Genomic DNA, 13,758 nt, shown 5'->3' on the forward strand with positions numbered 1-13,758 from the left:
GTGCCGGGCGGTCGGGGGTGATGAGGGTGACCCGCGCGCCCGACGCCGCGAGGCGGGCGGCCTGGGCGCGGGGGGAGGGGAGCGGACCGCCGCCCGCGGCGACGGGGGCGATGACGACGACGGAGGCGTAGCCCGCAGCCAGGTCCGCGTTCGCGGAGGAGCGGATGCCGCCGTCGATCCAGGTCCGGCCGTCCGCGCTGACCGGCGGCCACACGCCCGGCACCGCGCAGCTCGCCTGGACGGCGTCCAGCAGCGTGACGTCGCCGTCGCGGTCGAAGGCCCGGCGGGCGCCGCTGTGGGCGTCGACGGCGGTGACGAGCAACCGGCGCTCCGGCCATTCGTGGCTCAGCAGCCGCTCGGCCAGGGCGGCCCGGTGGCCGGCCGCGTCGGAGGGCCCCGCGGCCAGCGCGAACGCGCCCATGCGGGCACCGAACGCCTCGGAGTCGCGTGAGCGGGCGACGGTCCAGGCGTAGCGCACCAGCATGGCCGTGCCGAAGCGCTCGCCGCCCTCCCCGGGCAGCTCGACGAGCTGGCGCTCGAACAGCTCCTTCGGGCCGATCAGGCCGGAGGCCAGCTGCGCGCCGACGACGGAACCGGCCGAGGTGCCGACGATCAGATCGGCGGTCGCGCCGAGATCGACGCCCGCCTCGGCGAGGCCGTGCAGCATGCCGCACTCCCAGCCGATCCCCGTCAGACCGCCGCCGCCCAGCACCAGCGCACGGCCCTGCAACGCCGTTCCGCCCATCGGTTCGCTCCCTGGTCCGTCGTGAGGCCGGGAGCCGAAGATACGGGCAGGCGACGGCGATGAGAAGCCCCGTTCCCTTCCGGCTGCTGCCGGAGCCGGAAGGGAACGGGTGCCCGGAGGCGGAGCCGGTCAGCCGACCTTGACCAGCTGCCACTGCTGGTTCGCGCCGCCGTTCAGCGGCCACTGCAGCACCGTCGCACCGGTGTTCAGCGATCCGCCGCTGACGTCGGCGAGTTCGGCGTCGGAGCGGCTCTCCAAGGTGACGTACCCGTTTCCGGCGGGCGCCACGAGCCACTGCTGGTTGACCCCGCCGTTGGGCGTCCAAAGGTCCAGCCCGGTGCCCTCGACCGAGCTCACGTTCGGCACGTCCAGCGCCTTGCCACTGCCCACGCCGGTCACGGTGTAGTAGCCGCCGCCCGCGGGGGCGAGCGTCCACTCCTGGTTGGTGCCGCCGTTGCGGGTCCACTGGATGACGGCGGTGCCGTCGGCCGAGCCCTGGCCCTTGGCGTCCAGCGCCTGCCCGCTGTTGCGGTCGACCAGCACGTAGGTGCCGGACAGGTCGGTGGCGGCGCCCGGCGTCACGTTCAGGTGGGAGAACTGCGCGCCGATCCAGCCGGAGGTCCCGATGCCGACCTGGCCGGAGCCGTAGCTCGCGTCGGTGACGGCGCCGACCTGGGTGCCGTCGATCTTCGCGGTGATCGCGCTGCCCGCGAAGGTGAGCGCCAGCGTGTGCCAGCTGCCGGTGCCGGGCGCGGTGACCGAGCCGGAGGCGAGGGTGGTGAGGGTGCCGCCGGAGCTGTTGCGGTCCAGCGACCAGGCGCCGGTGTCGGACAGCTTCAGCTGGTAGGCGTCCAGGTCGGCCGGGGAGAAACCCTTCTGCAGCCCGACCCGGCCCAACAGGACGGCGGAGCCGGACTGTTGCAGCTGGGTGTCGACCGAGACGGTGTAGTCGGACCAGGACAGGTCGCCGAGCGTGGCGTACGGATCACTCGCGTTGTCCCAGGAGATGGGCGCCTGCGTGGCCAACTGCTGCACGCACTCGCCCGATCGGCCGCCGGTGCACGGCTCGGCCTGGAACGCGCCGTTCATCGCCGAGAGGTAGGGCACCTCGGAGCCGGTGGCCGTGGTCGAGATGGCCGCGCTGTAGGGGAGCGGCAGCACGGAGCGGTTCGGCGAGGCGGCCGTGCCCGCGCCCTGGCCGGTGGTCGTGGTGACCGTGTAGACGTGGCCCGGCTGGAGCGTGAGCGTGTAGACGCCGCCGCTCGCGGTCAGGTCCGCGCCCTTGACCAGGTAGGAGCTCTGGTTGGTGGAGCCGAAGTCGCTGGACCAGACGTGCAACGCGCCGGCCGGTAGCCCACCGGTCACCTGGAACGTCACGGTCTGCGCGGTGGTGGCGTCGAGGGTCTCGATGACGCTGCTCCACGCGGACTTGTCCGGTGCGCGGTAGCTGACGTAGCTGCCGTTGGCGCGATTGCCGCCCAGGTAGCCGCTGCCGCTGTCGAGGTACTGCCAGCCGGGCGCGGTGAACTGGGTCGTCTGCGCGACCGCCCACAGGCTCTGGCCCACCTGGTAGTGGCCGGACCAGGGCTGGGAGGCCGTCATCAGGCCCATCGTGTTGTAGGGGAGGTTCTGGTAGATCGAGGCGACCAGCGGCCAGTTGATGAACGCGCTCATCCTGGCGTCCAGATAGCCGCGGTTGATCGCGCGGGCGATCGGCGCGCCGCCGGTGTTGAAGTCCTCCGACCCGTTCTCGCTCGCCCACAGCTGCTTGCCGGTCGCCTGCGCGTCGGAGCTGCTGGAACAGCTCGTCATGGCGGACATGTAGCTGCACGGGTAGTGCGCGCCGATGAGGTCCACGGCGGAGTTCAGGGCCGAGTCGGAGCGCATGCTGGTCGCGATGGACCAGTCGCTGTCGGCGCCGACGACCTTGGTGGCGTAGCCGTTGGCGGCGAGCGCGGCGTGCAGGCTCTCGTACCAGCCGGCGTTGAAGCCGCGCTCGTTCCAGCCGCCGAGGTAGTCGATGGTCAGGCCGTGGGACTTGGCGCAGCCGAGCCAGGACAGCAGGTAGTCGACCGTGTCCTGGGACCAGAAGCTGCCGTTGCCGACCCAGCCGGGCGCGCCCCAGGCGAGGCCGTACAGCTTGACGTTCGGGTTGCGGGCCTTGGCCTGCTCCATCAGCCACCACTCGTAGCCGGAGTTGCAGTCCACCGTGCCGCGGGTGTGCTCGTGGCTGAGCTCGGACCCGTCGGTGGAGTTGGTGTCGCCGCCGATCTCCACCTTGAGGATCTGCAGCGCGGCGCCGTAGCCGGGCTTGAAGAGGTAGTCGAGGACCTGGCTGCGCTGCGGTTCGGGATAGTCCGCGAGCAGGCGGGAGTTGCCGCCTCCGCCGGAGATGGCGCCGACGCCGTCGAAGGTGCGGCCGGTGGCGTTGCCGTCGACGGTGACGGCGGTCGTGGTCGTCGCTGCCCGGGCGCTGCCCGGGAGTTGGCCGAGGACGAGTCCGAGTAACAGGGAGAGGAGCGCGACGGCGACGCGGAGTGGACGTCGCCGAGGGCGTACTGACATGGCGGTGCCTCCGAATCCAACAGGAAGGAACGGGGATACGCGCGCTGATCAAACAGAAAGCAACTGATATCGCCGAAAAGTGACAGTAGGCAGTTGCTGATGACCAGTCAATAGCCCTGGATCGCCTGGGCTCAGTCGGTGGACAGTGAGACGTCCGTGGCCTTGACCAGAGCCACGACGGACACGCCGGGGGCCAGGGCGAGTTCGGTGGCGGCCTGCTCGGTGATCGCGGCGGTCAGCTCGCCGCCGTCGATGGCGACCTTGACGGAGGCCATCGCCGCGCCCGGGGTGACCGAGGTGACCGTGCCCGGGAGCTGGTTGCGGATGCTGAGGCCCGAGACCTCGCCGGTGGCCAGGGCCACCTCGGTCGCCTTGACCACGGCGTGGACGGCGGTCCCCGGCTTGAGGCCGAGGTCGGAGGAGGCGTCGGTGGTGATCGCCGCGGTGATGGTCTGGCCACCGGCGAGGCGGGTCTGGACGGTCGCCATGGCGGGGCCGGCGGTGACGGACGTGACCGTGCCGGGCAGCTGGTTGCGGATGCTCAGGCTCATGGCGGACCTCGCAGAACGGTGGTGGGCGTGGCGGTGCGGGCCGCCGTGGGCGGCCCGTCCTCCACGCTAGTCACCTCCTCTCCCGCCCGCCCCCGAGCCACGTCGGGGCGGGGCCGGGACCACCCGAGCGAAGCAGCGCGGTGTGACTAGTCCGCGCTGGGGGAGAGCCGCAGGGTGATGATCTGGAACGCGCGCAGGCGCAAAGGCACCCCGCCGTCCGCGTCGGCCGTGTGCGCGGGCGCGTCGGGGAGCGGGCGCTCCAGCAGGTCCGTCTCGGTGGCCCGGGCGAGGGGGAAACCGGAGCGCAGCACCGTCGTGGCCCGGCCGCCGAGGCACTCGTAGAGGCGGACGACCACGTCGCCACTGCGGTCGTCCGCGAGCTTGACCGTCTCCAGCACCACCGCCTCGCCGTCCACGGTGACGAGCGGCGCCACGGGCCGCGTGCCCGGGACGCGGCGCGCCGGGAGGTTGAGCGCGTGGCCCGCGCGGACCGCGTCCGCCGTGGACGCGGCCGGGACGAGGCTGTAGCGCAGCAGGTGGCCGCCCTGGTCGGTCTCCGGATCGGGGTAGCGCGGGGCGCGCAGCAGCGAGAGCCGGACGGTCGTGGTCTGGCCGCCGTCCGGGCGGACGTCGCGGGTGACGTCGTGGCCGTAGCTGGAGTCGTTCGCGATCGCCACGCCGAAGCCGGGTGCGCCCGGCTCCGCCACCCGGATCCAGCGGTGCGCGCAGATCTCGAACTTGGCCGCCTCCCAGGTGGTGTTGCGGTGCGTGGGGCGCGCCACGTGCCCGAACTGGGTCTCCGCCTCGGACTGGTCGGCCTTGACGTCGAGCGGGAAGGCCGCCTTCAGCAGCCGCTCGGACTCGTGCCAGTCGACCTCCGTCTCGAAGTCCAGCTGTCGCGCGCCGGGACGCAGCGTCGTCGTCTGCCGGACCTGCGAGCCGCCGAAGCGTCGGGTGACGGTGACGACCGCCGCACCGTCCTCGCCGACCCGCGCGGTGATGCCGTCGACGTCGACCAGGTCGGTGACCCGGTGCCGGTAGTACTCGTCGATGTCCCAGGCGTCCCAGTGGCTCGGGTGGTCGGGGTGGAGCTGGAGCAGGTTCGCCGCCAGGCCGGGGGCGAGCGTCTCGCGGTCCGTCGCGAGGTCGTGCACGGAGACCACCAGCCCGTGCGCGTCCACGGCGACGCGCAGCACGCAGTTGTCGAGCAGGTGACCGCCGCCGTCGCGCTCCGTCATGCGCACGGCCGCCCCCCGCTGCGGCAGCGGCGCGGCGGCGCCGGCCGGGACGCCGTCGCGGGCGTGCGGGGCACCGTTGAAGAGCAGTGTGCCGGTGGCGGTGGAGCCCGCAAGCGCGGTCTGGGCGGCGGTGATCAGCGTGTCCAGCTCGGCGTGGACGCGGGCGTAGGTCTCCCGCGCCTCGCGATGCACCCAAGCGATGGAGCTGCCGGGCAGGATGTCGTGGAACTGGTGCAGCAGCACCGTCTTCCACAGCCGTTCCAACTCCTGGTAGGGGTAGGTGAACCCGGGCACGCGCAGGGCCGCCGTCGCGGACCACAGCTCCGCCTCGTGCAGCAGCGACTCGCTCCTGCGATTGCCCTGCTTGGTCTTGGCCTGCGAGGTGTAGGTGCCGCGGTGCAGCTCCAGGTAGAGCTCGCCGACCCAGACGGGCGCGTCCGGGTACTCCGCCTCCGCCGCCGTGAAGAAGGCGGCGGGTGGCTCGACGGTGACCCGCGGCGAACCCTCCAGGTCGCGCAGCCGTTCCACCCGCGCCAGCATCTCGCGGGTCGGCCCGCCTCCGCCGTCGCCCCAGCCGAACGGGGCGAGCGAGCGCGAACCACCACCCTTCTCCCGGTAGTTGCGGGCGGCGTGCGCCAACTGGCCGCCGCTCAGGTCGCTGTTGTAGGTGTCCACGGGCGGGAAGTGGGTGAAGACCCGGCTGCCGTCGATGCCCTCCCACCAGAAGGTGTGGTGCGGAAAGCGGTTGGACTGGCTCCAGGAGATCTTCTGGGTCAGGAACCAGCGGTTGCCCGCCAGCTTGACCAGCTGCGGCAGCGCGGCCGTGTAGCCGAAGGAGTCCGGCAGCCAGACCTCCCGCGTCTCGATGCCGAACTCCTCCAGGAAGAAGCGCTTGCCGTAGACGAACTGACGGGCCATCGCCTCGCCGCCCACCATGTTCGTGTCCGACTCCACCCACATGCCGCCGACCGGGACGAACGAGCCCGCCCCGATCTGCTCCGCCACCCGGGCGAAGACCTCGGGGCGGTGCTCCTTGAGCCAGGCCAACTGCTGCGCCTGCGACATGGCGAAGACGAAGCCGGGGTGCGTGTCCATCAGCCCCACGACGTTGGCGCAGGTCCGCGCGACCTTGCGGACCGTCTCACGTTGCGGCCAGAGCCAGGCGGTGTCGATGTGGGCATGCCCGACCGCGCTGATCCGGTGCGCGGAGGCGTGCGCGGGCGCGGTCAGCGCGGGGACGAGCTCCGCCCGCGCCCGGGAGGCGGTCCCGGCGATGTCGGTGAGGTCCAGTGCGTCCAGGCAGCGCTCGATCGCGCGCAGCAGCTCCCAGCGGCGCGCGTCCTCCGTCGACAGCTGATCCATGAGCTGGGTGAGCACCTCGAGGTCCTGGAGCAGCTCCCACACCTCCCGCTCGAAGACGGCGAGTTCCATCCGCGCCAGCCGGTAGAGGGGCGCCTGGCTGCTGGTGAGGCGGTCGCCCTGGTGGGTGGGGGAGTGCGCGATCAGCACCGGGTTGGCGGCGGCCTCGACGTGGAGCTCCACGTGTTCGCCGCCGCGGGCGGCGTCGGTGACGCGGACCCAGGGCGTGCGCGGGTTCAGGCCCTTCACGGGCGTGCCGTCGGGCCGGTAGACGAGGCCCTCGCACTGGAAGCCCGGCAGGTTCGGGTCGAAGCCGAGGTCGATCCGCGCCTCGACCGTCCGACCCGCCCAGGCGGCGGGCACCTCGCCGCGGATCCGGAACCACGTGGTCCCCCAGGCCGGACCCCAGGCCGCGTCGTTCGCGCAGTCCTCGTAGCGCGCCGCCAGCGCCTCCGCGACCTCGGGCGGCTCGCCCGGTGCGTCCCAGCGGGCGACCTGGAGCGGGACGGTCCCCCAGCCTTCGGCCGGGGGTGCCCCCATGCCGTAGACGGCGGGCTCGATCCGGTCGCGCAGCACGCGGTGCAGGCGGCGTTCGACGGTGACGCGGTCGTCGTGCATGGCGATGACTCCCGGTTCGGCTCCGCCCGGTGCGAGCGGCGGCTGCGGTCAGGCTGTGCCGTCTCCGTCATACCCCGAGGTGCCGCCGCGGAGCAGCAGGCCGCCCAGCGTGGTGCGCCGGTGCAGGACGGACTTGCCCGCGCGGTTGGTGGTGATCAGTCCCGCGCCGCGCAGCGCAGCCGTGTGGGCCGAGACGGTCGCCGCGCTGACGCGCAGCCGCCGCGCCAGCTCGGAGGTGGTGCGCTCCTGGTCCAGAAGGTGCAGCAACTCGCTGCGTGTCCCGCCGAGGACCTTGCCGAGGGCTTCCGTGGGACCGGCCTCATCGGGCTGGGGCGGCAGGCCGGGGCCGGCGGGATAGGTGACGACGACCGGCCGCTCGGGCAGGTCGCTCAGCAGCACGCCGCCGGACCAGTGGAAGCTGGGCAGGAGCAGCAGTCCCCGCCCGTCGAGCCGGACCTCGCGGGCCAGGTGGTGCGGCAGCTCCCAGGCGGTCCCCTCCAGGCGGGCACCGGGGACCAGCCCGTCCAGCACCGCGCCGACGCCTCCCGCGGCCAGTTGGACGGCCCGGCGGACGAACTCGGCGTGGTGCAGCTCCCGCACCTGCTCCCAGACCGGTTCCAGCAGCGCCCCGAACGCGGCCCGCTGGGCGCGGAGCACCGTCCGCCAGGCGGCGTCCTCGCCGCGCCGCAGGTCGTGCACCCAGGGCGGAGCGGCGGTGGCGGGCGCGTACACACGCTCCAGCTCGGCGCGGACGAAATCGGGCGGGGTGGTGCGGATCTCCTCCAGTGCCTGCGGCAGCGAGTCGGCGACGACGTCCAGGAACCCCGGCGCGCGTCCACCCGGGACGAGGTCGGCGAGCGGGCCGACCGACCGGGGCAGGCCGCGCAGCGCGCGGCGGCGCCATGCCCCGTGCAGCAGCCCGCCGTCCGGACGGACCAGCAGCGTCAGCGCGACGTTGAGCTCCTGCAGCGGCGCGGGGCACGGCGCGACGGAGACGCGGGCGAAGTCGGCCGGAGTGAAGTGGATCCGGAGCACAGCACACCCTCCCCGTCCGGCGCCATCCTTGAGGCTCACGCCTCAATCATCGCCCGGGCGCGGTCGCCGGGGCAGCATGCGGATCATGAAGCCTGACCTCACGCTGAACCGACGTACCGTCATCGCCTCGTCCCTGCTGGGCTCGGCCGCGCTGCTGCTGGGCACGACCGGCCGAGCCGCCGCCGCTGCGCGTCCGGTGGGGGCGGCGGGCGCGACGGCGTCGGGTGTCGACCTGACTCTGCCCGCCCCGACCGGCCCGCACCCGGTGGGCCGTCACGAGCTCTACCTCGTCGACGCCTCCCGCCGCGACCCGTGGAGCGCGAAGATTCCTGTCCGCGAGCTGATGCTGACGCTGTACTACCCCGCGCGGGAGGCGGGCGCGCAGGCCGCGCCGCAGCTGCCGCCGCTGGCGGTACCGCTGTTCGCGCAGCTCGCACCGCTGGGTGAGCCGGGGCTGCCGTCGTCCGGCGTCGACTGGGCGGCCACCGCCTCCCACTCGTTCCTCGACGCGCCCGTGCTGCCGGGGCGGTGGCCGGTGTTCCTGCACAGCCCCGGTGGCGGTGACCCGCGCGGCCTCGGCACCACGCTTGCCGAGGAGTTGGCCAGCCACGGCGCCGTCGTGGTCTCCGTCGACCACCCGGGCGACGCGGCCGCCGTCCAGTTCCCGGGCACCACGCCGTTCCGCCCCGAGCCGGTGCGGGCGACCGTGTTCCGGGGTGACCCGCGGGCGCAGCCGGCGCAGTTCCGCACGATGATCGACACGCGGATCGCCGACCTGCGCTTTGTTCTGGACCAGCTCAGCGTTCTGGACCAGCTCAGCGTTCTGGACCGGCTCAGCGTCCTGGACCGGCTGGGCGACGCCGCCTCGCTGCGGCTGCCGGAGGGGCTGGCCGCGGCGATGGACCTGCGCCGCGTGGGCGCGTACGGGCACTCGGCGGGCGGCAGCGCCGTCACCGAGGTGCTCCACGACGACCGGCGGGTCCGCGTGGCGGTCAACCTGGAGGGCTTCCTGGACTACGCCGACGGGCCGCTCTTCCCGGTCGCCGCCGAGGGCACCGACCGTCCGCTGTTGCTGCTCGGCACCGACGGCTGCACGTTCCGGGCCGCGCTGGACGTCTCCTGGTCGGCGGTGGTCGCCCACTCGGGGCGGGCCGTGCGGCGGGCGCAGCTCGCGGACGCGAACCACTACGTCTTCACCGACTATGCGGCGATGGTCCCGCAGCTGCAGGCGGACGGGCTGGTGCCGGCGGCCGGACGGGCGGGGCTGGTCGGCACGGTCGCGCCGGAGGTCTCGGTGCCGGAGGTGCGGCGGGCCGTGCGGGCCTTCCTGAGTCACCACGTGGCGGCGCGCTGAGGCTCAGCTATTACCCCTGGGGGTATAGTGAGGTGCAGGAACCGACTGCACCGAGGATGAGAGGGGCGCGCCGTGAGCTACGACCGCACCGTCCGGCTGGACACCACCGATTTCCCCGCCGCCGTGACGGCCGTCCGCGACGCGCTCGCCGCGCAGGGCTTCGGCGTGATCACCGAGATCGACATGGCCGCCACGATGAAGGCCAAGCTCGGCGAGGAGCTGGAGGACTATCTGGTGCTCGGCGCGTGCAACCCCGCGCTGGCCTTCCGTGCCCTGTCGGCCGACCGGAACATCGGCCTGCTGCTGCCCTGCAACGTGGTCGTCCGCCGCGCGGACGACCACGTGCTGGTGCAGGCCGTCGACCCGGCCATGATGGTGCGGCTCTCCGACGCCGAGGGCCTGCGCTCGGTCGCCGAGGAGGCCACCGCCCGCCTCGACGCGGCGCTCGCCGCGCTCGTCTGACCGTCCCCACTGAGAGAAGGAACCCCGTCCCCATGTGTCGTCGCGTCACCTGCCGCCGCTGCCAGAAGTACACCTACGCCGGCTGCGGCCAGCACGTCGACCAGGTCCTGTCCGGCGTTCCCGCCGCTCAGCGGTGCCGGTGCGCCGACGAGCCGAAGCCCGCCCGCAAGGGCTGGTGGCCCTTCGGGCGCTGAACGGGCGGCTGAAACGGGCTACTTGAGTGCGGCGTCGAGCTGCGCGGTGAAGTCCGCCACGGGTATCGCCTCACGGTCGGGGCCGATGACGTTGATCCGGGTGCCGTTCACCTTCACGGTGGGCGTCCCGGTCACGTCGCTCTTGTAGAAGGCGTCGGCCACCTGTTGCGTCCACGGCAGGTAGGTGCCCTCCTTGACCGCCTTGTTGAACTCGGGTGTGCGCAACCCGTCGACCTTGTCCGCGAGTTCGAGCAGGGTCGCGGTCGAGCCGTAGGTGTCCGTGGTCTCCTGCTTCGGCTGTGCCCGGTAGAGCACGTCGTGGTACTGCTTGAACTTCTGCGGGCTCTCGTTGAGCGCGGCGCCGAGGGCGGCCAGTGCGGTCTTGGAGCCCTTGCCGCCGAGGCCCTTGTCGAGGAACGCGGCCATATGAAAGTCGATTTTCAGCTTGCCTTGGTCCGCGAGAGCGGTCAGCGTCGGCCCCAGCGCGGTCTCGAATTTTTCGCAGAACGGGCAGCGCATGTCCTCGTAGACGGCGACGGTGTTCGGCGCGTCTGCCTTGCCGTAGCTGATGACCGTCCCGTCCGGCCCGCTCGCATGCGCGGGCACCACGGCGGCCGTCTCGCCGTCCCTGGCGCCGTTCGCCACGACGGCCCACGCCACCCCGCTCCCGGCCACCAACGCCACGGCCACCGCCCCGGCGACCACGGCGTTCCGCCGACGCCTGCGACTCGTGCGGGGACCGGTCCCGGGTGCCATGCGCGCTGTCCTGTCTCTCGTCGTTCGGGGGCTTCCCTCCAACGTAGGCAGACGCACCGGGCGCGCCGGAGGGACGAAGGTCCCTGATCCGCGGGCTAACTGCGGAACGTGCGGCGGTAGGTGTCCGGCGGGACGCCGAGCGTGCGGTGGAAGTGGCGGCGCAGGGTGGTGGCCGTGCCGAGTCCCGAGGCGGTGGCGACGGCGTCGACGCTGTCGTCGGTGGTCTCCAGGAGCTCCTGGGCGCGGCGGATGCGCTGGGTGAGCAGCCACTGCAGTGGGGTGGTGCCGGTGACGGCGCGGAACTGGCGGCCGAGATGGCGGGAGCTCATGTTGGCCTGACGGGCCAGGTCCTCGACGGTCAGCGGCTGGTCCAGTCGGCGCATCACCCAGGGCAGCAGCGCGGAGAGCGGGTTGTCGTCCTGCGCCGGGACCGGCGTGGCGACGAACTGCGCCTGCCCGCCCGCACGGTGGGGCGGCACGACCAGGCGGCGGGCGACGGCGTTGGCGACCGCCGAGCCGTGGTCGAGGCGGACCAGGTGCAGGCACAGGTCCATCGCCGCGGCCTTGCCCGCCGAGGTGAGGACGCGGCCGTTGTCGACGTAGAGCACGTCCGGGTCGACCTGGATCCGCGGATAGCGCGCGGCGAGCACGTCGGTGTGGGCCCAGTGCGTGGTCGCCCGCAGGCCGTCCAGCAGCCCGGCGGCGGCCAGCGCGAAGACGCCCGTGCACAGCGAGACCACCCGCGCGCCCGCGGCGTGGGCCGCGCGCAGCGCCTCGACCAGCTCGGCGGGCGGGTCGGCGTCGACGTCCGCCAGGGCTGGGACGATCACGGTCCCGGCCTGCACGAGATGGTCCAGCCCGTGGTCCGGCTCCACTTGGAAGCGGCCGATCCGCACCGGCGGCTCGCCGCAGACCGTGACCTCGTACCAGGGGCCCGGCACGCCCGCCGGGGCGGAGCCGAAGACCTCGTAGGCCAGGCCCAGTTCGAAGTGCAGCATCCCGTCGGTGGCGGCGACCGCCACCGAGCGCGCGACAGAGCTCATGTCCGGAAGTGTACGGGTCGTGTCGTTCCGGACACTGGGCGCGGGCCGACCGCGCGAGCAGGATGGTCGTCGTGGAACACAACGAGCGGGCGGGAGCAGAGATGGGCACGGGAGAGACGGTCGCGGTGTTCGGGGCGTACGGGCACACCGGGCGGTTCGTGGTCGCGGAGCTGCGCGAGCGCGGCTTCGTCCCGCTGCTGCTCGGCCGGCACGCGGACAAACTCCGCGCCTTCGCCGATGGGCAGCCCGGGCTGGAGGCGCGGCAGGCCTCCGCCGACGACCCCGTCTCGCTCGACCTCGCGCTGGCCGACGCGGCGGCGGTGGTCAACTGTGCCGGGCCCTTCGCCGCGACCGGCGGCCCGCTGATCGAGGCGGCCCTGCGCGCCGGGATTCCGTACGTGGACGTGGCCGCGGAGATCGAGGCGAACCTCGACACCTTCGCCCGCTACGCGGAGCGGGCCCGCGCCGCGGGCACCGTCGTGCTGCCCGCGATGGCCTTCTACGGCGGCCTCGGCGACCTGCTGGTGACGGCCGCGATGGGGGACTGGACGAGCGCGGACGAGGCCCACATCGCCTACGGCCTCAGCAGCTGGCACCCCACCGGCGGCACGCTCGCCTCGGGCACCGTCTCCTCGGAGCGGCGCGGCGGACGCCGGCTGCGCTACGCCGGCGGTCGGCTGGTGCACCACGACGACGCGCTGCCGACCCTGGAGTGGTCGTTCCCCGCCCCGCTCGGGGCCCAGCCGGTGCTCGGCGAGTTCACCATGGCGGACGTCGTCACCGTCCCGAGCCACCTCGCCGTGCCCGAGGTCCGCACCTACATGTCCGCGGTGGCCGCGGCGGACCTCGCCGCCCCGGACGCGGCGGCCCCGGCCGCCGTTGACGACCGCGGGCGCTCCGCGCAGACCTTCGTCGTCGACGTCCGGGTCCGCGCCGGTGGCGCGGAGCGCCGGGCGGTGGCGAGCGGCCGGGACATCTACGCCGTCACCGCGCCCCTTGCGGTCGAGGCGGTCGCCCGCATCCTCGGCGGCCGCACCCGCACCATCGGCGTCGTCTCCGCCGGCGCCCTCTTCGACGCCCCGGACTTCCTCCGCGCCCTCGCCGCGGACCTGAAGGTGGACCTCACCGCCTGACCGCCCTGACCACTCGCGCGGACCGCGGACACCTTCAGGTGGTGACGATGCCGACGTTCGGCAAGGCGATCTCGAATCCGCCCGCGGGTAACGCCACTTGGCAGGAGTTCCGGACGAGCTTCTTCGGCCCGTGGCGCATGATGACCCGATAGGTGTCCGGGGCATGCTTGCCGGGCAGGAGGTTGTACTCGTACAGGGCCCGGCCGTTCCCGCCGAAGACGGCGTAGGCGCGGGCCATCAGATCCCAGGTCGTGTTGGCTGTCACGGGCACGAACTGTCTGACCGCCACATTGGTGCGCACCGTCGCCGTCGGGGATGCCTGGGCGGTGGGTGCGGTGGGTGCGGTAGGGGAGGGAATCCCGTGCAGGACGGCGAGGGCTTGCGCGGCCGTCATCCGCGTCGCGGGGTCTTTCCTCGTGAGGCCTCGGACGACCTCGGTCAGGCGTCCGTCCGCGTACGTCGGCTCCGGAAGTTCGTCCAGCAGTACCGCGGAGAGAGTCGCCGCGTCCGAACCACGCCGGAACGGGGAGCGTCCCTCCACGGCATGGAAAAGGGTCACGCCGAGGGAGAACAGATCGGAGGCCGGCACCGCCGGAGCTCCCTTGGCCCGTTCGGGGGCCATGTACTCCACGGAGGCGATGACCATGTCCGGGGCGGTGAGCGGCCCGTGGTCCGCGTGCTTGGCGATGCCGAAGTCGGTCAGCA

General features: G+C 73.3%; 12 protein-coding genes. 4 read left to right on the forward strand and 8 right to left on the reverse strand.

What is annotated here, in order from left to right; all coding sequences use genetic code 11:
• The 5 genes from DN069_RS34535 to DN069_RS34555 form a co-directional block, all read right to left on the reverse strand.
• Positions 1-745 (reverse strand): patatin-like phospholipase family protein (locus DN069_RS34535; protein WP_111507197.1); only part of this gene is annotated, 745 nt, incomplete at its 3' end.
• 129 nt (positions 746-874) lie between these two features.
• On the reverse strand, positions 875-3,310 hold the full coding sequence (locus tag DN069_RS34540; RefSeq protein ID WP_111507198.1) for an RICIN domain-containing protein: 2,436 nt from the start codon (positions 3,308-3,310) through the stop codon (positions 875-877).
• Between the two features lie 131 nt (positions 3,311-3,441).
• Positions 3,442-3,861: a TOBE domain-containing protein gene (locus DN069_RS34545; RefSeq protein WP_111507199.1), complete on the reverse strand. Its 420-nt coding sequence runs from the start codon at positions 3,859-3,861 to the stop codon at positions 3,442-3,444.
• A gap of 146 nt (positions 3,862-4,007) precedes the next feature.
• A complete protein-coding gene (locus DN069_RS34550) occupies positions 4,008-7,076 on the reverse strand; it encodes an alpha-mannosidase (protein WP_111507200.1) in 3,069 nt (1,022 codons plus the stop codon).
• A 48-nt stretch (positions 7,077-7,124) separates the two neighbouring features.
• On the reverse strand, positions 7,125-8,111 hold the full coding sequence (locus DN069_RS34555) for an ArsR/SmtB family transcription factor (protein WP_111507201.1): 987 nt from the start codon (positions 8,109-8,111) through the stop codon (positions 7,125-7,127).
• An 85-nt stretch (positions 8,112-8,196) separates the two neighbouring features.
• On the opposite strand from DN069_RS34555, the gene DN069_RS34560 reads away from it, so the two are divergent.
• The 3 genes from DN069_RS34560 (at position 8,197) to DN069_RS40620 (ending at position 10,121) form a co-directional block, all read left to right on the forward strand.
• Complete coding sequence (locus DN069_RS34560) at positions 8,197-9,465, forward strand: alpha/beta hydrolase (RefSeq protein WP_111507202.1); 1,269 nt, start codon at positions 8,197-8,199, stop codon at positions 9,463-9,465.
• 72 nt (positions 9,466-9,537) lie between these two features.
• The gene (locus DN069_RS34565) at positions 9,538-9,927 is read left to right on the forward strand and encodes a DUF302 domain-containing protein (RefSeq protein WP_111507203.1); all 390 of its coding nucleotides are present in this window, start codon (positions 9,538-9,540) and stop codon (positions 9,925-9,927) included.
• A gap of 32 nt (positions 9,928-9,959) precedes the next feature.
• The gene (locus tag DN069_RS40620; protein WP_165845772.1) at positions 9,960-10,121 is read left to right on the forward strand and encodes a hypothetical protein; all 162 of its coding nucleotides are present in this window, start codon (positions 9,960-9,962) and stop codon (positions 10,119-10,121) included.
• Positions 10,122-10,139: 18 nt separating this feature from the next.
• Here DN069_RS40620 and DN069_RS34570 read toward each other — a convergent pair whose 3' ends face one another.
• Both DN069_RS34570 and DN069_RS34575 read right to left on the reverse strand, forming a co-directional pair.
• Positions 10,140-10,877: a thioredoxin domain-containing protein gene (locus tag DN069_RS34570; RefSeq protein ID WP_133260141.1), complete on the reverse strand. Its 738-nt coding sequence runs from the start codon at positions 10,875-10,877 to the stop codon at positions 10,140-10,142.
• A 95-nt stretch (positions 10,878-10,972) separates the two neighbouring features.
• Positions 10,973-11,920 (reverse strand): helix-turn-helix domain-containing protein, encoded by a 948-nt coding sequence (locus DN069_RS34575; protein WP_111507205.1) that lies wholly within the window; start codon positions 11,918-11,920, stop codon positions 10,973-10,975.
• 101 nt (positions 11,921-12,021) lie between these two features.
• On the opposite strand from DN069_RS34575, the gene DN069_RS34580 reads away from it, so the two are divergent.
• Positions 12,022-13,053, forward strand: a complete 1,032-nt coding sequence (locus DN069_RS34580; protein ID WP_111507206.1) for a saccharopine dehydrogenase NADP-binding domain-containing protein — start codon at positions 12,022-12,024, stop codon at positions 13,051-13,053.
• A 34-nt stretch (positions 13,054-13,087) separates the two neighbouring features.
• Here DN069_RS34580 and DN069_RS34585 read toward each other — a convergent pair.
• The coding region (locus DN069_RS34585) for a protein kinase domain-containing protein (RefSeq protein ID WP_165845773.1) at positions 13,088-13,758 on the reverse strand (671 nt) is incomplete at its 5' end.

It is taken from the genome of Streptacidiphilus pinicola (assembly GCF_003258295.1).
Classification (GTDB): Bacteria; Actinomycetota; Actinomycetes; order Streptomycetales; family Streptomycetaceae; genus Streptacidiphilus; species Streptacidiphilus pinicola.